General features: G+C 67.8%; 20 protein-coding genes and 3 tRNA genes. 17 read left to right on the top strand and 6 right to left on the bottom strand.

Annotated elements, in window-relative coordinates:
• The first annotated feature begins 15 nt into the window (after positions 1–15).
• Both QP512_RS07265 and QP512_RS07270 read left to right on the top strand, forming a co-directional pair.
• A complete protein-coding gene (locus tag QP512_RS07265) occupies positions 16–423 on the top strand; it encodes a type IV pilin protein (protein ID WP_286071530.1) in 408 nt (135 codons plus the stop codon).
• A 46-nt stretch (positions 424–469) separates the two neighbouring features.
• Positions 470–546, top strand: a tRNA-Asn gene (locus QP512_RS07270).
• 48 nt (positions 547–594) lie between these two features.
• On the opposite strand, the gene QP512_RS07275 is transcribed toward QP512_RS07270, so the two are convergent.
• Positions 595–1,089, bottom strand: coding sequence for a GspH/FimT family pseudopilin (locus tag QP512_RS07275; RefSeq protein WP_286071531.1), 495 nt, complete (start codon positions 1,087–1,089; stop codon positions 595–597).
• Positions 1,090–1,260: 171 nt separating this feature from the next.
• On the opposite strand from QP512_RS07275, the gene uvrB reads away from it, so the two are divergent.
• From uvrB to QP512_RS07290, 3 genes are all read left to right on the top strand, one after another.
• The gene (gene uvrB, locus QP512_RS07280; RefSeq protein WP_286071532.1) at positions 1,261–3,285 is read left to right on the top strand and encodes an excinuclease ABC subunit UvrB; all 2,025 of its coding nucleotides are present in this window, start codon (positions 1,261–1,263) and stop codon (positions 3,283–3,285) included.
• A gap of 106 nt (positions 3,286–3,391) precedes the next feature.
• Positions 3,392–3,466, top strand: a tRNA-Val gene (locus tag QP512_RS07285).
• A 98-nt stretch (positions 3,467–3,564) separates the two neighbouring features.
• Positions 3,565–3,639, top strand: a tRNA-Val gene (locus QP512_RS07290).
• A gap of 96 nt (positions 3,640–3,735) precedes the next feature.
• Here the strand turns inward: QP512_RS07290 and QP512_RS07295 are convergent.
• The 3 genes from QP512_RS07295 to QP512_RS07305 all read right to left on the bottom strand — a co-directional run bounded on the left by QP512_RS07295 (position 3,736) and on the right by QP512_RS07305 (position 5,175).
• On the bottom strand, positions 3,736–4,044 hold the full coding sequence (locus tag QP512_RS07295; protein WP_286071533.1) for a hypothetical protein: 309 nt from the start codon (positions 4,042–4,044) through the stop codon (positions 3,736–3,738).
• Between the two features lie 259 nt (positions 4,045–4,303).
• Complete coding sequence (locus QP512_RS07300; RefSeq protein WP_049444507.1) at positions 4,304–4,492, bottom strand: hypothetical protein; 189 nt, start codon at positions 4,490–4,492, stop codon at positions 4,304–4,306.
• 113 nt (positions 4,493–4,605) lie between these two features.
• On the bottom strand, positions 4,606–5,175 hold the full coding sequence (locus QP512_RS07305; RefSeq protein ID WP_286071534.1) for a TlpA disulfide reductase family protein: 570 nt from the start codon (positions 5,173–5,175) through the stop codon (positions 4,606–4,608).
• A gap of 129 nt (positions 5,176–5,304) precedes the next feature.
• On the opposite strand from QP512_RS07305, the gene QP512_RS07310 reads away from it, so the two are divergent.
• The gene (locus QP512_RS07310) at positions 5,305–5,478 is read left to right on the top strand and encodes a hypothetical protein (protein WP_286071535.1); all 174 of its coding nucleotides are present in this window, start codon (positions 5,305–5,307) and stop codon (positions 5,476–5,478) included.
• A 51-nt stretch (positions 5,479–5,529) separates the two neighbouring features.
• Here the strand turns inward: QP512_RS07310 and QP512_RS07315 are convergent, their stop codons facing one another.
• Both QP512_RS07315 and QP512_RS07320 read right to left on the bottom strand, forming a co-directional pair.
• Positions 5,530–5,814 carry a hypothetical protein gene (locus QP512_RS07315; protein WP_286071536.1) on the bottom strand — a complete coding sequence of 95 codons (285 nt, stop codon included), beginning with the start codon at positions 5,812–5,814 and terminating at the stop codon, positions 5,530–5,532.
• A gap of 29 nt (positions 5,815–5,843) precedes the next feature.
• Complete coding sequence (locus tag QP512_RS07320; protein WP_286071537.1) at positions 5,844–6,611, bottom strand: MipA/OmpV family protein; 768 nt, start codon at positions 6,609–6,611, stop codon at positions 5,844–5,846.
• A gap of 146 nt (positions 6,612–6,757) precedes the next feature.
• Here QP512_RS07320 and QP512_RS07325 point away from each other — a divergent pair, with 146 nt between their 5' ends.
• The 11 genes from QP512_RS07325 to uvrC all read left to right on the top strand — a co-directional run bounded on the left by QP512_RS07325 (position 6,758) and on the right by uvrC (position 19,672).
• Complete coding sequence (locus tag QP512_RS07325; protein WP_286071538.1) at positions 6,758–7,429, top strand: response regulator transcription factor; 672 nt, start codon at positions 6,758–6,760, stop codon at positions 7,427–7,429.
• Position 7,430: 1 nt separating this feature from the next.
• A complete protein-coding gene (locus QP512_RS07330) occupies positions 7,431–8,774 on the top strand; it encodes a HAMP domain-containing sensor histidine kinase (RefSeq protein ID WP_286071539.1) in 1,344 nt (447 codons plus the stop codon).
• A gap of 59 nt (positions 8,775–8,833) precedes the next feature.
• On the top strand, positions 8,834–11,233 hold the full coding sequence (locus QP512_RS07335) for a DNA internalization-related competence protein ComEC/Rec2 (RefSeq protein ID WP_286071540.1): 2,400 nt from the start codon (positions 8,834–8,836) through the stop codon (positions 11,231–11,233).
• 3 nt (positions 11,234–11,236) lie between these two features.
• Positions 11,237–11,899: a MotA/TolQ/ExbB proton channel family protein gene (locus QP512_RS07340; protein WP_286071541.1), complete on the top strand. Its 663-nt coding sequence runs from the start codon at positions 11,237–11,239 to the stop codon at positions 11,897–11,899.
• Positions 11,900–11,902: 3 nt separating this feature from the next.
• Positions 11,903–12,325, top strand: coding sequence for a biopolymer transporter ExbD (locus QP512_RS07345; RefSeq protein ID WP_286071542.1), 423 nt, complete (start codon positions 11,903–11,905; stop codon positions 12,323–12,325).
• Positions 12,322–14,070 (top strand): lipid A export permease/ATP-binding protein MsbA, encoded by a 1,749-nt coding sequence (gene msbA, locus QP512_RS07350; RefSeq protein ID WP_286071543.1) that lies wholly within the window; start codon positions 12,322–12,324, stop codon positions 14,068–14,070. The genes QP512_RS07345 and msbA overlap by 4 nt, the downstream gene beginning before the upstream one ends.
• Positions 14,070–15,089 carry a tetraacyldisaccharide 4'-kinase gene (gene lpxK, locus QP512_RS07355; protein WP_286071544.1) on the top strand — a complete coding sequence of 340 codons (1,020 nt, stop codon included), beginning with the start codon at positions 14,070–14,072 and terminating at the stop codon, positions 15,087–15,089. The genes msbA and lpxK overlap by 1 nt, the downstream gene beginning before the upstream one ends.
• 74 nt (positions 15,090–15,163) lie before the next feature.
• Complete coding sequence (kdsB, locus tag QP512_RS07360) at positions 15,164–15,937, top strand: 3-deoxy-manno-octulosonate cytidylyltransferase (RefSeq protein ID WP_286071545.1); 774 nt, start codon at positions 15,164–15,166, stop codon at positions 15,935–15,937.
• Positions 15,934–16,422, top strand: a complete 489-nt coding sequence (locus tag QP512_RS07365; RefSeq protein WP_286071546.1) for a low molecular weight protein-tyrosine-phosphatase — start codon at positions 15,934–15,936, stop codon at positions 16,420–16,422. The genes kdsB and QP512_RS07365 overlap by 4 nt, the downstream gene beginning before the upstream one ends.
• Positions 16,419–17,831, top strand: a complete 1,413-nt coding sequence (locus QP512_RS07370) for a hypothetical protein (RefSeq protein WP_286071547.1) — start codon at positions 16,419–16,421, stop codon at positions 17,829–17,831. The genes QP512_RS07365 and QP512_RS07370 overlap by 4 nt, the downstream gene beginning before the upstream one ends.
• A complete protein-coding gene (gene uvrC, locus QP512_RS07375) occupies positions 17,828–19,672 on the top strand; it encodes an excinuclease ABC subunit UvrC (protein ID WP_286071548.1) in 1,845 nt (614 codons plus the stop codon). Before QP512_RS07370 ends, uvrC begins: the two co-directional genes overlap by 4 nt.
• Positions 19,673–19,686: the final 14 nt, after the last annotated feature.

Below are 19,686 nucleotides of genomic sequence, written 5' to 3' on the forward strand. Positions count from 1 at the left end.
CGAGGAACTCCTTCCATGTCGACCATGACCTCGCCTCGTCGGTTGGGCGGTTTCACACTGATTGAGTTGATGGTGGTGGTAATCGTCATCGGCATCCTGGCCGCGGTCGTCATTCCGTCATATCAGGAGTACGTGCGCCGGTCACACCGCGCGGTTGCGAAGGCGGATCTTGCTGAGTACGCGCAGCGTGCCGAGCGCTATCATTCAAGCAACAATTCCTACTCGGGCTTCACGCTCCCGAGCAAGGTCTCGCCACGCGAGGGGGGGACTGTCCGCTACAATCTGGAGTTCAAGGGGGATGGCGCAACCTTCACCATCGCCGCCAGCCCGCAGGGCGCCCAGGCAAAGGATAGTTGCGGCAAGCTGAGCCTTGATCAGGCCAATCGCAAGACCGCAGAGGGCACGCTGTCCGATTGCTGGTAAAAAGATGTTGATCTTCACGTAAACGCTCAGTACAATGCGCCTCCCCGCCCGAATAGCTCAGCCGGTTAGAGCACTTGACTGTTAATCAGGGGGTCGTTGGTTCGAGTCCAACTTCGGGCGCCAGATACTGCAAAAGCCGCGAGAAATCGCGGCTTTTGTTTTTGCCTGGCATCAGCACGGCAGGTCGCGATCAACGCGCTCACTGCGCGTGCGTCCGCCGTTGTTGACCACCAGCCGGCCATGCAGACGGTTGCCTGCACAGATGCGCAAGGTCAGGTTGGAGCCGGGGCTGCGTCCGTCCGCGTGGAAGAACAGTTGCGGGCGCCCGCTGCTGGCTTCTGCGGCGATCCGGACGTCGGCGTGCCCGCGTTGATATACCAGAACAGCGTCGGGCGAGGGCGGCGGCTTCCGGCGGTCGCCGCTTCGATAGATGATCCAGCCCTGGCTCCAGTCGCTGGCGCAGCCCCACCCATCGTTGCTGGCACACATGCCGATGAGCTCGCGGCGTTTCAGGGCCTCGCTGCGCGCGCCGGAAAGGCTGGCATGCAGGGTCAGCTGAAGGGCGTCGGCACGCTGCCGCAGCAGCAGCGTCTGCAGCGTGGGCCAGCTGGCGCCCAGCAGTACGGCAACGACGATCATCACCACCAGCAGTTCGACCAGATGCATGCCGCGTAGGGCTGAACGCGAGGGAGTAGGGAGGAAATGCATGGGCTCAAGCGTCCCTGCCCAGGGACAGTGCCGCCATCAGGCGCCGCCGCGCCCACCCGTCCGGAAACTCCTCAGCCGGCCGTCACCCCTTGCCCCGTATACTCACTGGCCCCGGGAACTGGCAACACCATGAGCGACCGTTTCGAACTCGTCTCGCCGTATTCACCGGCGGGCGACCAGCCTGATGCCATCGCGAAGCTGACCAGCAACTTCGAAGCGGGCATCGCCAAGCAGACCCTGCTGGGCGTCACCGGCTCGGGCAAGACCTACACCATCGCCAACGTCATCCAGAACGTGCAGAAGCCGACGCTGATCATGGCGCCGAACAAGACGCTGGCGGCGCAGCTGTATGGCGAGTTCAAGGCATTCTTCCCGCACAACGCGGTGGAGTACTTCGTCAGCTACTACGACTACTACCAGCCGGAAGCCTACGTGCCGTCGTCGGACACCTTCATCGAGAAGGACAGTTCGATCAACGAACACATCGAGCAGATGCGCCTGGCCGCGACCAAGACCCTGCTGTCGCGCCCGGATGCGATCGTGGTGGCGACGGTGTCGGCCATCTACGGCCTGGGTGCGCCCGAGGACTACCTGTCACTGCGCCTGATCCTGTCCAAGGGCGAGCGCATCGACCAGCGCGACCTGATCAACCACCTGACCCAGCTGCAGTACACGCGCAACGAGTACGAACTGCAGCGCGGTACGTTCCGTGTGCGCGGCGAGGTGATCGATGTGTTTCCGGCCGAGTCGGACAGTGAGGCGCTGCGCCTGGAGCTGTTCGACGGCGAGGTCGAGAAGATCACCCTGTTCGATCCGCTCACCGGCGAGACGCTGCGCAACATGCAGCGTTTCACCGTGTACCCCAAGACCCACTACGCGACCACGCGCGAACGCGTGCTGGCGGCGATCGAAACGATCAAGGTCGAGTTGAAGGAGCGGCTGGAGCAGCTCTACGCGCAGAACAAGCTGGTGGAAGCGCAGCGCCTGGCGCAACGTACCCAGTTCGACATCGAGATGATGGCCGAGGTCGGCTTCTGCAACGGCATCGAGAACTATTCGCGGCACCTGACCGGCAAGAATGCAGGCGAGCCGCCGCCGACCCTGTTCGACTACCTGCCGGCCGATGCGCTGCTGGTGATCGACGAATCGCACGTGACCATTCCGCAGATCGGCGCCATGTTCAAGGGCGACCGCTCGCGCAAGGAAACCCTGGTCGAGTTCGGCTTCCGGCTGCCGTCGGCGCTGGACAACCGGCCGCTGCGCTTCGAGGAATGGGAAGAGCGCTGCCCGCGCAGCATCTACGTGTCCGCTACGCCGGGCCCGTATGAGTACCGCGAGGCGGGCGACGAGATCACCGAGCTGGTGGTGCGCCCGACCGGCCTGATCGATCCGGTGGTGGAGATCCGTCCGGTCGGTACCCAGGTTGATGACCTGATGAGCGAAGCCAACGCGCGCATCAAGGCTGGCGACCGTGTGCTGGTCACCACGCTGACCAAGCGCATGGCCGAGAACCTCACCGAGTACCTCACTGAACACGGCATCCGCGTGCGTTACCTGCACTCGGACGTGGATACGGTCGAGCGCGTGGAGATCATCCGCGATCTTCGCCTGGGCAAGTTCGATGTGCTGGTGGGCATCAATCTGCTGCGCGAAGGCCTGGACATGCCCGAGGTGTCGCTGGTGGCGATTCTCGACGCCGACAAGGAAGGTTTCCTGCGCTCCACCGGTTCGCTGATCCAGACCATCGGCCGTGCCGCGCGCAATGTGCGCGGCAAGGCGATCCTGTATGCCGACAAGGTGACGCGCTCGATGCAGGCGGCGATCGATGAGACCGATCGTCGTCGTGCCAAGCAGGTCGAATACAACGAGCAGCACGGCATCGTGCCGCGCTCGGTCGCGCGCCCGATCGTCGACGTGCTGGAAGGGGCGCGTTCGGACGCCGCCGAGAAGGAAGCCAAGAAGGGCAAGGGCAAGAGCCGGGCGGGCGTGGCGGAAGAGGGCGCCGACTACCGTTCACTCAATCCGGCCCAGCTGGCGGCCCGTCTCAAGGCGCTGGAACAGCAGATGTACCAGCACGCCAAGGACCTGGAATTCGAGGATGCCGCACGCGTTCGCGACCAGATCCGGCAGCTGAAGGAAGCCAGCCTCGGCTGAACGCGGCGGTGCAGCCTCATCTTCACAAAAGTGTTGCGCTTCACGGCCGGCATCCGTAATATACGCGGCCTGCACCGACGCAATCGCGGAAATGCAGAAGCAAAACGGGCGGTTAGCTCAGCGGTAGAGCACTACCTTGACATGGTAGGGGTCACAGGTTCGAACCCTGTACCGCCCACCACGAAGTCTCCGGAAGGAGGCTGTCGTGAAATGCAAAGCCCGGCCCTGGCGCCGGGTTTTTACGTAGCAAGGCCCGCCTTCGGGCGGCAAGAACACGATGGGCGGTTAGCTCAGCGGTAGAGCACTACCTTGACATGGTAGGGGTCACAGGTTCGAACCCTGTACCGCCCACCACCTGGCTCCCGGCATTGCCGGTGCAGCGGTGGATCACGATGGAAGCCGGCCCTTGGCCGGCTTTTTTCGTTTCTGGCGGTGGCCGGCGGGCGAGGGTCAGCGCTGGGCGATCCACTCGTCGATGCTGATCATGCGCTGCAGCCGCCACTGGCCATCCACGCGTTCCCAGACCTGCGCGAAGCGCGCCGAGCCGGCCTGATGCTGCTGGCCCACGCGCAATATGCGGTCCTGGCGCAGCCGGTACAGCTGCAGGGCGGTCGGCTCCGTGACCGGGTGCTGTGCTGAGGGGGCGCCGGGTTGGCTGGCGTCGGCCTGCAGGATCTGACTGCGCAGGGACGCATCCCCGGCCTCGGCATTGCGGCCGAACAGACCAGCGCACAACAGCAGCAGGGCAAGCATCGGCATGGCACGGTGCTCCGAAGAAGGGAGTCCAGCGTGGCACCGCCCCCTGCGCAGTGAAACCGGTATGCGACGAAAGCCGGTAAAACGTGCGTCAACGCGCTCCGGAAAGGATGAATCCGTGGGCCGGAAACGACCGGGCCGCCTCTGGAGGCGGCCCGGCGCGGTGCCCATGTGCGGGATGGGCCGATCATCGCCGTCGAGCTGGATCAGCCCTGCGGCGCCTGCATCAGGTCAGCGGAGCCGGCCTGTGCTGCGGCTTCGATTACAGCGGATCACAGCACAGCACTTGGCCAGGCTTGCCCGAGTTGCCGAACGGGCAGCTCGGATGTGGCTCGCAACCGGGTGCGTACCCGGTCTTGGGGGCGACGGCGAAGGCTTGGCTGGCACCAAAGGCCATGGCCGCGACAACGACGATACCGGCGACGGACGAAAGCACTTTCTTTCCGATCATGTGTATCTCCTTGGTTGGCGTTGTGGTGTTGCAGTTGCCGAAGGCACCGGAGTGCCGGTTGTGGCGCGGATGCGGTAAACGATGGCGTGCGTGCCGACGGGGCGCGCGCTGTATCAGGGCCGTGCGGGGGCCGGCGTCAGGGAGTTGATGGTGTCGCGCACCACCTGTTCATCCAGCTGGCCGACATGCTTGTAGGCCACGCTGCCATCGGTGGCCAGCACCATCAACATCGGCGTGACCGTGGCGCGGTAGCGCTTGGACGCATCGGCTTCGGTGTCGATGGCGATGGGGAACTGCAATGCATGCTTTCCCGCGTAGTCGGCCAGTTGGTCGTAAGGGGGCAGTCCCACACCGATCAGTTCACTACGGCCGCGCGTCGCGGCGATCTGTTGCAGCTGCGGCATCGAGGCCAGGCAGTAGCGGCAGGTGGTGGAAAAGAAGTAGAGGATCTGAGGTGCGTCGCGCGCGCCGCCGATATCGACGTGGGTGTGCTGCGTTGTGCGCAGCGCCAGTGCATCCGGGCGGCTGCCGAGGCCCAGTCCGTGTGCGTCCAGTCGCATGTTCTGCAGCTGGACGGCCATCTGCTCGTTGATCTGCCGGAGCTGGCGGTTCTGCCATCCCAGCGCGACGATGAGGGCGGACAGCATCAGGGCGACGACGGGGAACAGGACGCGCTTGAGCATCGATCATCCTTGAACGCAGCGTTGGCTCGAACATACCCGAACTGGCGCGCAGGGTGTTAAACGGATGTTCCCGGCACATCCGCCGACGGCGCACCTGTACTAGAGTGGTGCGCGCGCAGGCATGCGTGCATGCCCTCCACCCATCACCAGGATCTTTCACCGATGAGCGATCATGTGCCGGTTTCCAGGCCCAATCCGTTCTTTGAACTGCTGTTTGGCGGCAACATGCTGGAAGGTACGTTCAAGGCGGTGATCTGGGTCGCCCTGTTGTCCGCTGTTCTGGCCTGGACCACGCTCCGCTGAGCCATTGCGCTGCCCGGCAGCCTCGGCCACGGGCAGCGTTGCCGACTGCGCTCAGGCGTTGAAAGCCTGGCGCAGGCTGCGCAGCGTGGCCTGGCGATGTTCCTTTGCTGAGGCTTCGCCCATTTCCAGCTCCTGCAGGCGCAACCCGACCAGCGTCATCGACAGGGCGTAGCCACGTGCCGCGTCGGCAACGCGCGAGAGTCCCACGGCGCGACGCGCCAGTGCATTCACGTGTTCCAGGTCAGGCATCAGGCCCAGGTAGGCGCGCTCGGCGCTTTCCAGGTCGGGAGCACGCAGGATCGCGTGTGCTTCGGCGGTGGGGGAGACGGAGGCCATGGGGGTCCTTGTCCGTAGCGGGCGCTCGCTCAGAACGAGCGCATCAGGGAAACGAAGGCCGACGATTGTGTGCCGCGTCGTGCCATCGGGCTGTCCTTCACTGCATCGCCGAACCACTGGTTGGCGACCACGCCGGTCGCGCGCCACTTCGTGCCAAGTGGCGTGCTGACGGCGATCTGCAGGCTCGGCGATGTCGTGCTGCCCGGACGGTAGGCCGCCAGCCCGGAGCGCAGCGCTTCCTCATCGCTGATGCCGTAGTAGTAATCCAGCAGGCGTGCGCTGGAGTGCACGACGCCGACCTTGGGGACCCAGGTGAAGCGGCCTGCCTGGATCGGATAGCTGTAGTGCAGGCGTGATTCGATGCCGCCGCCGTGGCCGGTGATCTCGCGCATCACATCGGCTTCGACGATGCCCCAGTCGGCGCCGTATTCGCCGTTGATGCCGGCCATGGCCGACATCTGCCGGCTATGCAGGCGGCGCAGCTGCGGATCGTTCACATCGTCGGTCTTGAAGCGCAGCGTGTAGGGCGTGAGCGCCGCCGAAAGACGCAGGCCCTGGCCCCTGTACAGGTACATGCCCAGCGAGCCTGGGCTTGCGAAGAAGCGCTGGCCCTGCCAGGCGATGGACGGAACCACCAGCGGCTTGACGTCGTAGTGCGCGTACGCGCCCGAAGTTGCGCCAGCGCTGATGCCAGCCTGTACGCCCGGGCTGCGGTAGGCCGCCTGCGCGATCATCGGCAGGCCGAGGGCGGCGGAGAACAGCAGCGGACACAGCAGGGTCGGGGACAGTGACGGCATCGATCAGCGACTACGCGGGGGGATGGCTGCGCATGATGGCGGGGCAACATTGTCAGAACATTGCGCCTGCGCATCCGGCAGTCCGAAGCGGAAAAACCGGGCGCGAGGCACTATGATCGGCACCGTTTCCGGTAGCCGAGCCCCCGATGCGCATCCTCCTGGTCGAAGACGATCCTGATCTGTCCCGTGCACTGCAGTCGGGACTGGAGCGGCAGGGTGTGGTCGCCGATGTGGTCGGCAGCCTGGCCGAAGCGGCCATCGCGCTGCGCGAACCGGTGCACCAGCTGATGTTGCTGGACCGGCAGTTGCCTGATGGCGATGGTGCTGGCTTCGTGGCCACTGCGCGCGCGTTGCGGCCGAACCTGGCGGTGATCATGCTGACCGCCAAGGGCACGCTGTCGGACAAGGTCGAGGGGCTGGACGTGGGCGCCGATGACTATCTGGTCAAGCCGGTGGCGATCGAGGAACTGATGGCGCGCATCCGCGCGGTGTCGCGGCGGCCCTCGGCGATGGTGACGCCACGCCTGCATCTGGGCCGGCTGGAGTTCGATTTCGAATCGCTGCAGGCACAGGTTGACGGCCAGCCGTTGGCGCTGCCGCGCCGGCAGGTACTGGTGCTGCAGGCGCTGGCGATGCGGCAGGGACGCACCGTCACCCGCAGCGCGCTGGAGGCGGCCGTGTACGGCTTCGATGACGAGATCCAGTCCAATGCACTGGACGCGCATATCTCCAAGCTGCGCAAGGCGCTGCAACAGGCCGGGGCTGGCGTGGAGATCCATGTGATCCGCGGCGTCGGCTACCTGCTGGCGGAGGCCTGAGATGGCACGTCCGATCCGCTCCATAACGCTGGGCCTGGCCTGGCGCCTGTTCCTTGCACAGGCCTTCACCGTGCTGTTCGCGGTGGTCGCGCTGATCCTGACCTGGGGTGACAAGGACACCTGGGGCATGGACATGTTCATGGCCGAGGCAGTGGCCAAGGCGGTGCACAGCGAAGGTGGCCGGCTGGTGCTGGACCAGGCGCGCTGGGAAAAGCTCGATGCCAGCGCAGGCGGCAACCTCTGGTTCGCGGCGGTCGACGACAAGGGGGGCTGGCTGGAGCGCGGCACGATTCCCGCGATCCATGCGCCGCTGCTGGCGCGGTTGCCGACGCTGGGCGCGACCGAGCTCGGTTCGCTGGTGCCGCCGTACCTGGATGTGGCGCGGGTGATGATCCGCAACGAAGAGGGCCGTCGCATCACGGTGATGGTTGGCGGTGCTCCAAAGGGCGGGTTGCTGGATGGCGCGCTGATGGTGCTGCGCCTGATCGGCCCGTGGTTCTTCCTGCCGCTGATCGTAGTCACGCTGCTGGTGATGCCGACGGTGATCCATCGCGCGATGCGCGGCGTGCGACGCTCCGCGCAGCAGGCCAAGGAGCTGGATATCGGCCAGCCGGGCGCGCGCCTGGATGCACAACTGGTGTCGACCGAGGTCGCGCCGCTGGTGGAAGCGTTCAACGATGCGATCGACAAGGTGCAGCAGGGCTATGCAGCGCGCGACAAGTTTCTCGCCGATGCCGCGCATGAGCTGCGCGTACCGATCGCGGTGGTGCAGGCGCGCCTGTCGCAGCTGCCGCAGGGTGAACTGAAATCGCAGTTGTTGACCGATGTCGCCCGCCTCGGCAACGTGGCCGAGCACCTGCTCGACCTGCAGCGGCTCGACCGCAATGTCGGCGCGCTGCAGCGGCTGGACCTGGCGTTGCTGGTGCGCGAGGCGGCCGCCGATCTGGCGCCGCTGGTGGTCGGCGCCGGTTATGGCTTCGAGGTGGATGCGCCGGAGTCGCCCGTGTGGATCCATGGCGACAGCCTCGCGCTGGGGCGGGTGATCGCCAACCTGGTGCACAACGCCATCGTCCATGGTGGCGGGCGCGGCATCATCTGCGTGCGCCTGGATGCACGCGGCCTGCTGGAGGTCAGCGATCAGGGCGCGGGTATTCCGGTCGGCGACCGTGAGGCGATCTTCGAACCGTTCCATCGTCTGCGCGCCGCCGGTAGTGGCAGCGGCCTGGGCCTGCACCTGGTAAAGGAAATCGTGCAGCACCACGGTGGTTCGGTCAGCGTCGGTGAAGCGGCCGGCGGCGGCGCCAGCTTCAGAGTCAATTTCCACCGCGGTACCGTACGGCGCTGACAGGCACACGGGGAAAGGCCCGATAGTCAGCCTGCCACCTCCAGCGGCAGGCTGGGGGAATGGTTCCCGATCGCTCCGCCCCGGCCCTGTTCGGTTTTGGCTGCGCCGCCGGCCTGGTGCTCGGGGCGCTGGCCTGCGTGCAGATGCCGATGTTGCTGCCGTTGTGGCTGAGCGTGCCGATGGCGGTCGCCGGCGCCAGCGGCTGGCTGCTGCGCTGGCGCGGCCGCGCGTGGGCCGCAAGCCTGCTCGGCCTGGCATGGGCCACACTGCACGGGCATTGGGCCCTGCACGGCCAGCTTGCGCCCGGCGCGCCGCCGCAGGATGTGCAGGTGCGGGGGCAGGTCGCCGATCTTCCGCAGCGTGGGCCCGGCTACACGCGTTTCGTCCTGCACGTGGAAGAAGCCGACGCGTTGCCAGCGCTGCGCGGCAAGCGCCTGCAGGTCACCTGGAACGACCCCTGGCGCGGCCCACCGCAGCATGGCCCCGGCGCGGGACGCCATGCGGTTCGCGCGGGGGCGCACTGGGAACTGTCGTTGCGCGTGCGCGCACCGCGATCACGGATCAACCCGGGCGGCTTCGATGGCGAGCGCCACGCCGTGCTGCGCGCCATCTCCGGCAACGGCACGGTGCGGGATCCGGCAACTGCGCGCGAACGGCTGCCCGCGGAGGGCCTGCAGGCCTGGCGGGAGCGCAGCAGTGCCGCGATCGCCGTGCAGGTGGCACATCCTGCCGCACGGTTCGTGCAGGCGCTGGCGCTGGGTGACACCCGTGGCTTGTCCGATACCGACTGGGAACATCTGCGCGCATTGGGCCTGACCCATCTGGTCGCCATCTCCGGTTTCCACGTGGGCGTGGTCGCGGGCTTCGGCGTGCTGCTGTGTCGTGCGTTGTGGTGGTTGTGCCCACTGCTGGGGCGTTGCTGGCCACGACCGCAGGCGGCCGCGTGGGGAGCGGCGCTGGCCGCGGCCGCCTATGCCGTGGCCGCCGGAGGTGCACTGCCAACGGTGCGTGCGGCGCTGATGATCGGGCTGGTCGCACTGGCCAGGGCCGGGCGGCGCCCGGTCGGCGCAGGTCAGGGGCTGGCGTTGGCCGCGATGGTGATGCTGTTGCCGGCACCGCTGTCTGTGCTCTCGGCCGGATTCTGGCTGAGCTTTGGCGGTGTGCTGTGGCTGCTCTGGTGCCTGCCGAGGACAGGCCCGGAGGGCGTCGGCGGCGGGGTGCGTGGTTTCCTTGCCGCGCAGGGTGTCGCCAGTCTCGGCCTGTTGCCGCTGTGCATCGCCCTGTTCGGCGGAACCGCGCGGCTGGGGCCGCTGGTCAATCTGCCGATCATCCCCTGGTGGACGATGCTGGTGGTACCGCTGTCGCTGCTCGGCACCGGCCTGCACATGCTGCATGACGGCGCGGGGCGTTGGGCGTGGCGCACCGCGGCCTGGCTGTTCGAGCTCAGCTGGAAGGCCCTGCAGCCGTTGGCGCTGCATCCGCAGGCCATGTGGTGGCTGGCCGAGGCGCCGCGCTGGGCGGTACCGGTGGCCGTGCTGGGGGTGTTCTGGTGGCTGCTGCCGCGTGGCGCCGGCGGCGGTCTCGCGGGCCTGCTGCTGTGCCTGCCACTGCTGTGGCCGGCCCGGCATGCCCCCGCCGAGGGCGAGCTGGAGCTGCTGGTGCACGATGTCGGCCAGGGTGCGGCGGTGCTGGTGCGCACGGCCCGGCACGCGCTGTGGTACGACGTTGGGCCGCCGACCGGTGGCGACGGCAACGAGCGGATCCTGATTCCGGCGTTGCGTGCGCTCGGCCAGGGGCCACCGCAGCAGGCGATGCTCAGCCATGACCACCTGGATCACACCGGCAGCCTGCACGGCCTGCGCCGTCAACTGCCGGACCTGCAGCTGCTGGCCCCGCCCGGCAGCGCCATCGCCGGGGCCGCACCCTGCCAGCAGGGCATGCGCTGGCAATGGGACGGGGTCGATTTCCAGGTACTGCACCCGGCGCCGGGCAGCCGGCAGGCCGAAAACGAGGATAGCTGCGTGTTGCGCATTGCCAGCCGCCACGGTGTCGTGCTGTTGCCCGGCGATATCGGCGGCCCGGCCGAGCGGACGCTGCTGCAGACGCATCCACAGGCGCTGAAGGCCGATGTGGTGCTGGTGCCGCACCATGGCAGTGGCGGCAGCTCCAGCGCGCCCTGGGTGGCGGCGGTGGCACCGCGGCTGGCGGTGGTCTCGGCCGGGCACGGGAACCGCTTCGGCCACCCGCGCCCGGAGGTGGTCCAGCGCTGGCAGGCGCAAGGGGCCGAAGTGCTGGCCACGGCCGACGCCGGGGCGATCCGCGTATGGCTTGGTGCACAAGGCCTGCAGCTGCGTGAACAGCGCATCCATGCATCCCGGTGGTGGGATGCCGCTGGGCGGGGGCGGTCGGCTGCTATCCTATCGCCGATCGAACAAGCGGCCGTTGGGCCGGAGGGTTGAAACGTGTGGGAACTGGTCAAGGCCGGTGGCTGGCCGATGGTGCCGCTGCTGCTGTTGGGCGTACTGGCTTTGGCGATCATCCTGGAGCGTTTCTGGTCCCTGCGACGCAACGAGGTGCTGCCGCCCGGCCTCGGCCAGGAAGTGCGCAACTGGGCCGCGCGCGGCAAGCTCGACCCGGCCCACCTGCAGACCCTGCGGGCGAACTCGCCGCTGGGTGCGCTGCTGGCTGCCGCACTGGAAGCCCGCAACCGCCCGCGCGACCAGATCCGCGAGCGCATTGAAGACACCGGCCGCCACCTGGTGCACCGCATGGAGCGTTTCCTGAACGCACTGGGCACCATTGCCTCGGCCGGCCCGCTGCTGGGCCTGCTGGGCACGGTCATCGGCATGATCCAGATGTTCCTGGGCATCCTCGACCACGGCGTGGGCGACGTGAACCAGCTGGCCGGTGGCATCGGCAAGGCGCTGGTCTGCACCGCCACCGGCATGATCGTGGCGATCCCGGCGCTGATGTTCCATCGCTACTTCAAGGGCCGCATTCACGGTTATGTGGTGGAAATGGAACAGGAAGCCGGCGCCCTGCTGGATACGCTCGACGGCCGCCCCGGGGTGATGAACACGGCCCCGGCCGCGCGCCAGGCCGGCGCCGCCGCGGCGAAGGCCTGATCGATGCGTATCGGCAACGACCGATCCCAGGATGAGCCGCATATCGACCTGGTGCCGCTGATCGACGTCATCCTGGTGCTGATCATCTTCTTCGTGGTCACCACCACCTTCGACGCGCGTTCGACGCTGCAGGTGCAGCTGCCGACCGCCAGCCAGCAGCAGACCAACGAGCCACCGCGTTCGCTCAGCGTGCTGATCAACGCCGAGGGGCGCTACTTCATCAATGACCAGGAAGTGCTCCGCAGCGACGTCGAGTCGGTCAAGCAGACCATCGCCGCCGTCGCCGGCAGTGACCGCAGCCAGCCCGTGCTGCTGCGCGCCGACGCACGCACTCCCTACCAGGCCGTGGTGACCGCGCAGGATGCGCTCGGTCAGCTCGGTTTCCGCCGTATCGCCATTGCAACTGCGCCAGAGGTGCGTCCATGAGTTCCCATCACGCGCCGGTGTGGCCGATCTACAAACGTCTGCTGGGCTACACCCGCACCTACTGGGTGTTCATGGTGGGTGCGGTCATCGCCATGGTGGTCGAAGCGCTGGCGGGCTATCACTTCACCAAGCTGATGGAGCCGCTGGTCAACGAAGGTTTCGTCGACCCGCAGCCGCGCGCGGCCGTGGTGCTGCCGCTGACCATCCTCGGCCTGTTCCTGATGCGCAGCGTCGCCACATGGGTGAGCGACTACACGCTGGCCAAGACCGGCCGCAGCGTCGTGCGCGACCTGCGCGAACAGGTGCTGCAGAAGTACCTGCACCTGCCGTCGTCGCACTTCGATACCGAAGCGACGCCGGTGATGGTCAGCCGCCTGAACTTCGATACCGAACAGGTCACCCAGGCCAGCGCCGATGCGCTCAAGACCGTGGTGGCCGATACCCTGACCATCATCGCGATGCTGGCGGTGATGCTGCAGATGAGTGTCAAGGTCACTCTGGCGATGCTGCTGGTGGTGCCGCTGATCGGTGGCATCGTGTCCTACGTGGGCAAGCGCTACCGCCGGATCAGCCGTGGCATCCAGGATGGCATGGGCACGATGGCGCAGACGGCCGAGCAGTCGTTGGCCGCGCAGCAGGAAGTGAAGGTGCACGGCACCCAGCAGCATGAAATCTCGCGCTACTCGCGGCTGGCCAACCGCATGCTGGCGCTGAACATGAAGGTCGAGGTCACCCGCGCCGCCGCCTCCAGCGTGGTGCAGTTCCTGGCCGCACTGGCGCTGGCGGTGATCGTCTGGGTGTCGACCCGCGAAGCGCTGGCCGGGCGCCTCAATGCTGGTCAGTTCATGGGCCTGATGACCTCGATGATGGCCATCATTCCCTCGCTGCGGCGCCTGACCAGCGTGCAGACCTCGATCTCGCGCGGCGTCGCTGCCGCCGAGCGCCTGTTCGGCATCCTCGACATGCCGGTGGAGCGCGACGAAGGCCGCACGACAGTGCAGCGCGTGCGGGGCGAACTGGCGTTCGACCACGTCATGCTGCGCTACCGCGAGGACAGCGGCATCGCTCTGGACGACATCAGTTTCGTTGCCAGACCGGGCACGGTGACCGCCATCGTTGGCCGCTCCGGCAGCGGCAAGACCAGCCTGATCCGGCTGGTGCCGCGTTTCTACGAGCCCAGTGGCGGTGTCATCACCCTTGATGGCGTGGCGCTGGATGACTATCCGTTGGCCGACCTGCGCCGGCAGGTGGCAATCGTCGGGCAGAAGGTGATGCTGTTCGACGACACCATCGCCGCGAACATCGCCTATGGCATGGAGGCAAGTGATGAACAGATCCGTGCCGCGGCCGAAGCCGCCAACGCCTGGGAGTTCATCGCACGCATGCCGCAGCAGCTGCAGACGCCGGTCGGCGAAAACGGCGCGCTGCTGTCCGGCGGCCAGCGCCAGCGCCTGGCGATTGCGCGCGCGATCCTGCGTGATGCGCCGATCCTGATCCTGGACGAAGCCACCGCCGCGCTGGACAACGAATCCGAGCGGCTGGTACAGGATGCGCTGCAGCGCTTGATGCCCGATCGCACCACGCTGGTCATCGCGCACCGCCTGTCCACCATCGAACACGCCGACCAGGTGCTGGTGATGGACCACGGCCGCATCGTCGAACGCGGCACCCACAAGGAACTGCTTGCCATGGGCGGCCTGTACCAGCATCTGCACAGCATGCAGTTCCGCGAAAGGCAGGACTGATGGCTGGCAAGGGTACCCAGACCCCGCCGTACTGGTACGACGGCAGCCCGGTTCCGTGGGCAATGCGCCTGCTGGCGCCGCTGTACGCCGGTGTCACCGCGCTGCGCCGGCGCGCCTATGGGCGAGGCTGGCGCAAGCGCCACACGCTGCCAGTGCCGGTCATCGTGGTCGGCAACATCACTGCCGGCGGCACCGGCAAGACACCGCTGACCATCGCTCTGGTCGAGCGCCTGCGCGCGGCCGGCTGGAAGCCGGGCGTGGCCAGCCGCGGCTATGGCCGCGAGGACGCCGACAAGCCCTTGTGGGTACAGGCCGACACGCCGACCGCCAAGGGCGGTGACGAGCCGGTGCTGATCGCCTGGAAGACCGGCGTGCCGGTGCGCGTGGACGCTGACCGCGTGGCCGCCGGCAAGGCGCTGATCGAGGCGGGCTGCGATGTGATCGTCTGCGACGACGGCCTGCAGCACTACCGGCTGGCGCGCGACATCGAGATCGAAGTGGTCGATGCGCAGCGTCGCTACGGCAACGGCCGCATGATTCCGGCAGGCCCGCTGCGCGAACCCGTCAGCCGCGCCAGCGAATGCGATTTCCGCGTGGTTAATCTGGGCCAGGCCGACGAGGAGACCGCGGCCCAGGCCTGTGGATTCGGCCAGTGGCCGATGGCCCTGCATATCGACAGTGCGCAGCCGCTGGCCGGTGGCCGTGCGCGCCCGCTGTCGTACTTCAAGGGCCAGCGGGTGCATGCGGTGGCCGGCATCGCACACCCGCAGCGCTTCTTCGACATGCTGCGCCAGCGTGGCATCGGCGTGGTGCCGCATGCCTTCGCTGACCACCAGGCCTACCAGCCCCAGGATCTGTCCTTCGGCAGCCAGCTGCCGGTGCTGATGACCGAAAAGGATGCGGTGAAATGCCGTTCGTTCGGCAACGACTGGCACTACGCCGTTCCGTTGCGCGCCGAGCTGCCCGCCGCGTTCTGGGTGGCGCTGACCGATCGCCTGGACAAGCTGAGACCGAACTGAGTCGCGCGGTGGCGCTTGCATTCACCTGCCGCCGGCCGCATTCCTGTTGCAACGAGCCTGCCGAGTACCGCCCCATGACCGAATTCGTCGTCGCCATCCCGGCCCGCTATGCCGCCTCGCGGCTGCCGGGCAAGCCGCTGCGCCCGCTGGGCGGCGAGCCGCTGGTGCTGCACGTGGCGCGTCGCGCGCTGCAGGCCGGTGCCCGCGAGGTGTGGGTGGCCACCGACGACCAGCGCATTGCCGACACGTTGGCCGGCATGGCCGAGGTGAAGGTGGCGATGACGGCGACCTCGCACGCGTCCGGCACTGACCGCCTTGCCGAGTGCGCGCGCATCGCCGGCTGGGCCGACGACACCGTGGTGGTCAACCTGCAGGGCGATGAGCCGTTTGCGCCGGCCGCGGGCATCCGCGCGGTGGCCGAGGCGCTGGTCGACGGCAGTGCGCCGATGTCAACCTTGGCCACGACCGTCGAGGACGCGCACACCCTGTTCGACCCGAACGTAGTGAAGCTGGTACGCAACGCACGCAACGAGGCGATGTACTTCAGCCGTGCACCGATCGCATGGCACCGCGATGGCTTCGCGCGCAGCCGCGACACGCTGCCGGAAGGGCATGCCTGGCTGCGCCATATCGGCATCTACGGCTACCGCGCCGGTTTCCTGCAGCAGTTCGCGGCGATGCCCCCAGGCCAGCTGGAGCAGGTTGAATCGCTGGAGCAGCTGCGTGTGCTGGAGGCGGGTTACCCGATCAGCGTGGCGATCTCGCCGGAGCCGTTCCCGCCGGGTATCGACACGCCCGAGGACCTGGAGCGTGCCGAAACGCTGCTGCAGGCGATGGCCGCGCGATGAAGCTGCTGGTCGTCTGCCTCGGCAACATCTGCCGCTCGCCGATGGCCGAAGGTGCGCTGCGCGCACGCCTGGAGGCTTCGCCGCTGGCGGGGCGGGTGCAGGTGGATTCGGCCGGCACCGGCGACTGGCATGTCGGCGAGCCGCCGGACCGGCGTGCGATCGCCTGCGCTGCCGGGCATGGCGTGGACATCGGCGGCCTGCGTGCGCGCCAGCTGCAGTCCGCTGATTTCGACCGGTTCGACTGGGTGCTGTGCGCCGACCAAGCCAACCTGCGCGATGCCGGTCGCTTGGCGACGCCTGCCCAACGCGAACGCCTGGCACTGTACCTGCCGTGGTCCGGCGGGCGGGGACCAGTGGCTATCCCGGATCCCTACACCGGCGGCAGCGATCACTTCGAGCAGGTCTGGACGCTGGTCGACGATGCTGCAGAACGTGCCGTGGCACGACTGTTGCATGACGTCGACTCCGGCATAATCGGGTCATGAACGTCCAGCCCGTCCCGGACCTGCCCGAGTTCGCCACCTGGCTCAATGCCGCCCCCTGCACCCTGACCGAACTGCGCGGTCGGCCGGTGGCGCTGTTGTTCGTCAACGCCGCCTCCGCCTGGAGCGCGCAGCGCCTGGCCGAATTCGGCCAATGGCTGTCGCGCCACCCCGGCAAGCTGCAGCCCTTGGTGCTGCAGGTGCCGCGCTTCGACTTCGAGCGTGACGCCGGCGCCGCACTGAAACTGCTGCGCCGCCAGGGCCTGTCGATGCCTGTGCTGCTGGATGCCGACTGGGATGGCTGGCGCCGCTTCGGCATCACTGCCTGGCCGACCATGGTCCTGCTGGATGCGCAGGGGCGCGAACAGCAGCGCCTGGTCGGGCAAGGCGCTGCGGGTGAACTGGAGCGCGCCTTGAACGCGCTGTGCGAGGGCGCCCCGTCGGCACCGCCGCGCGGCGGTACCGAGCTGCACCCGGAACCGCGCCAGGCCCTGCGTTTTCCGCTGGGCCTGGCGGTCAGCACCGAACGCCTGTACATCGCCGACAGTGGCCATCACCGCATCCTCGAATGCAGCCATGGTGGCCGCATCCTGCGCCAGTTCGGGTTGGGGACGGCCGATTTCATGGACGGCAACCTGGCCGAAGCGGCGTTCCACCGCCCGCAGGCGCTCGTGCTGGAGCGCGACGCGCTGTACGTGGCCGATACCGGCAACCATGCCGTGCGCCGCATCAACCTGCTCACCGGCATCGTCGACACGCTGTGCGGCAATGGCCGCCCTGGCGCGCCGGTGGAGGGACCCGTTGCGCAGGCGCGGCAGGTCTCGCTGGACCATCCGGTCGGCCTGGCCATTGCCGACAACCAGCTGCACATCGCCATGGCCGCTGACAACCGCATCTGGAGCTATCACCTGGGCCAGCGCAGCCTGCAATGGCGCGCGGGCAGCGGCAGCATCGACGAACGCGACGGCAGCGGCCACCTGGCGGCGTTTGCCCAGCCGACCGCGCTGGCGGTGGTGCAACAGGTGCTGTACGTGGCCGACGCGCTCGGGTCCTCGATCCGCGCGCTGCAACTGCGTGGTGATCTGGTACAGACCCTGGTCGGGCAGGGGCCCTGGCGTTTCGGCAATGACGATGGCCCGCGTGCGCAGGCCAGCCTGCAGTTCCCGCAGGCCATTGCCCTCAGTCCGGACGCGCCGCTGCTGTGGATCGCCGACACCGGCAATGGCCGCCTGCGCACGTTGCGCCTGGGCGGCGGCGAACTGACCACGCAGCCGCTGCCGCGTCGCCTGCATGGCCCGGCCGGCGTGACGGTGGGCGCAGGCGCGGTGTGGATCGCCGAGACCGACGCCCACGCCGTGCTGCGTTTCGATCCTGAAAGCGGCGTGCTCAGCGAAGTACCGATCAGCGAATGACCGACGTTCCCGCCCCGGCCTTCGACGGCAAGGCCTTCGCGGCCCAGCTCAGCACCGCCCCCGGCGTGTACCGCATGTACGCCGCCGACGATACCCTGCTGTACGTGGGCAAGGCGCGTGCGCTGCGCAACCGTGTCGGCAGCTACTTCAACGGCAGCCCGAAGAATGCGCGGATCATGTCGATGATCTCGCAGATCACGCGCATGGACGTGACCGTGACGCGCTCGGAGGCCGAGGCGCTGCTGCTGGAAAACCAGCTGATCAAGTCGTTGTCGCCGCGCTACAACGTCTCGCTGCGCGACGACAAGACCTACCCGCATGTGCTGCTGACCCGCGAGGACTGGCCTCGCATCGCCCTGCATCGCGGCCCGCGCGCCATTCCCGGGCGCTATTTCGGGCCGTATCCCGGCGTCACTGCGGTGCGCGAAACGCTGAACCTGATGCACAAGCTGTTCAAGCTGCGCAGCTGCGAGGACAGCGTGTTCCGCAACCGCTCGCGGCCGTGCCTGCAATACCAGATCGGCCGCTGCAGCGCGCCCTGCGTGGAGCTGGTGGCGCCTGCGGAGTACGCTGAATCGGTGCGCCGCGCCGCGCTGTTCCTGGAAGGCAAGAGTGACGAGCTGACCCGCGAGCTGGGCGAGCAGATGCAGGTCGCCAGCGAGGCGCTGGAGTTCGAACAGGCCGCGCGCCTGCGCGATCTGATTTCCTCGCTGCGCAGCATGCAGACCCGCCAATACGTGGACGGCCGCGCCGCCGATCTGGACGTGCTGTCGGTGGCCATGCAGGGCTCGCAGGCGTGCGTGCTGCTGCTGGCCTTCCGTGATGGCCGCAACCTCGGCACCCGTCCGTTCTTCCCGCGCACCAATGGCGAGGAAAGCCCGGAAGAAGTGCTGGCGGCGTTCGTCTCGCAGTACTACATCGAATTCGAGCCGCCGCGCGAGATCCTGCTGGACCGCGAGATTCCCGATGCCGACCTGCTGGTCGCCGCGCTGTCCGCCTCGGCCGAACGCAAGGTACAGCTGAAGTGGAACGTACGCGGCGAGCGTGCCGGCTACGTGGAACTGGCCAGCCGCAACGCGCAGCTGACCCTGGCCACCGAACTCAACAGCCGTAATGCTCAGCACGCGCGCAGCGATGCGCTGCGTGACATGCTGGGCCTGGCCGAGCCGGTCAAGCGCGTGGAATGCTTCGACATCAGCCACACCCTGGGCGAGGCGACCGTGGCCTCGTGCGTGGTGTTCGACGCCGCCGGGCCGGTGCGCGCGCAGTACCGCCGCTTCAACATCAGTGGCATCGAGCCGGGCGATGACTATGCCGCCATGCGCCAGGCCATCGACCGTCGCTTCCGTCGTGCGGTGGAAGAGCAGGGCGTGCTGCCGGATGTGCTGCTGATCGACGGTGGAGCTGGCCAGTTGGCGCAGGCCCACGCCGCACTGACCGACCTGGGCGTGGAAGGCGTGCTGCTGGTGGGCGTGGCCAAGGGCGTGGAACGCCGTGCCGGCCACGAAGCGCTGGTGATGCCCGATGGTCGTGAGCTGCGCCCGGGCGCAGCCAATCCGGCGCTGCAGTTCATCCAGCAGGTGCGCGACGAGGCACACCGCTTCGCCATCACCGGCCACCGCGGCCGTCGCCAGAAGGCGCGGATGACCAGCAAGCTGGAGGACATCCCCGGCATCGGCCCCCGCCGCCGCGCCAGCCTGCTCAAGCATTTCGGCGGCCTGGTCGGCCTGAAAGCGGCCGGCGAAGCGGAAATCGCCAAGGTGGAAGGCATCAATGACGCCCTTGCGGCACGCATCTACGCTAACCTGCACGGGTTGGCCACGCCTGATGCGGCCGAGTAGAGAGAGAAACACGC

This window comes from Stenotrophomonas sp. 57 (assembly GCF_030291075.1).
In the GTDB taxonomy this organism is placed as follows: domain Bacteria; phylum Pseudomonadota; class Gammaproteobacteria; order Xanthomonadales; family Xanthomonadaceae; genus Stenotrophomonas.

Coding starts and splice junctions, on each gene's coding strand:
- QP512_RS07265 (WP_286071530.1), top strand. CDS start 16: ATGTCGACCATGACCTCGCCTCGTCGGTTGGGCGGTTTCACACTGATT.
- QP512_RS07275 (WP_286071531.1), bottom strand. CDS start 1,089: ATGCATCTGGTCGAACTGCTGGTGGTGATGATCGTCGTTGCCGTACTG.
- uvrB (WP_286071532.1), top strand. CDS start 1,261: ATGAGCGACCGTTTCGAACTCGTCTCGCCGTATTCACCGGCGGGCGAC.
- QP512_RS07295 (WP_286071533.1), bottom strand. CDS start 4,044: ATGCCGATGCTTGCCCTGCTGCTGTTGTGCGCTGGTCTGTTCGGCCGC.
- QP512_RS07300 (WP_049444507.1), bottom strand. CDS start 4,492: ATGATCGGAAAGAAAGTGCTTTCGTCCGTCGCCGGTATCGTCGTTGTC.
- QP512_RS07305 (WP_286071534.1), bottom strand. CDS start 5,175: ATGCTCAAGCGCGTCCTGTTCCCCGTCGTCGCCCTGATGCTGTCCGCC.
- QP512_RS07310 (WP_286071535.1), top strand. CDS start 5,305: ATGCCCTCCACCCATCACCAGGATCTTTCACCGATGAGCGATCATGTG.
- QP512_RS07315 (WP_286071536.1), bottom strand. CDS start 5,814: ATGGCCTCCGTCTCCCCCACCGCCGAAGCACACGCGATCCTGCGTGCT.
- QP512_RS07320 (WP_286071537.1), bottom strand. CDS start 6,611: ATGCCGTCACTGTCCCCGACCCTGCTGTGTCCGCTGCTGTTCTCCGCC.
- QP512_RS07325 (WP_286071538.1), top strand. CDS start 6,758: ATGCGCATCCTCCTGGTCGAAGACGATCCTGATCTGTCCCGTGCACTG.
- QP512_RS07330 (WP_286071539.1), top strand. CDS start 7,431: ATGGCACGTCCGATCCGCTCCATAACGCTGGGCCTGGCCTGGCGCCTG.
- QP512_RS07335 (WP_286071540.1), top strand. CDS start 8,834: ATGGTTCCCGATCGCTCCGCCCCGGCCCTGTTCGGTTTTGGCTGCGCC.
- QP512_RS07345 (WP_286071542.1), top strand. CDS start 11,903: ATGCGTATCGGCAACGACCGATCCCAGGATGAGCCGCATATCGACCTG.
- msbA (WP_286071543.1), top strand. CDS start 12,322: ATGAGTTCCCATCACGCGCCGGTGTGGCCGATCTACAAACGTCTGCTG.
- lpxK (WP_286071544.1), top strand. CDS start 14,070: ATGGCTGGCAAGGGTACCCAGACCCCGCCGTACTGGTACGACGGCAGC.
- kdsB (WP_286071545.1), top strand. CDS start 15,164: ATGACCGAATTCGTCGTCGCCATCCCGGCCCGCTATGCCGCCTCGCGG.
- QP512_RS07365 (WP_286071546.1), top strand. CDS start 15,934: ATGAAGCTGCTGGTCGTCTGCCTCGGCAACATCTGCCGCTCGCCGATG.
- QP512_RS07370 (WP_286071547.1), top strand. CDS start 16,419: ATGAACGTCCAGCCCGTCCCGGACCTGCCCGAGTTCGCCACCTGGCTC.
- uvrC (WP_286071548.1), top strand. CDS start 17,828: ATGACCGACGTTCCCGCCCCGGCCTTCGACGGCAAGGCCTTCGCGGCC.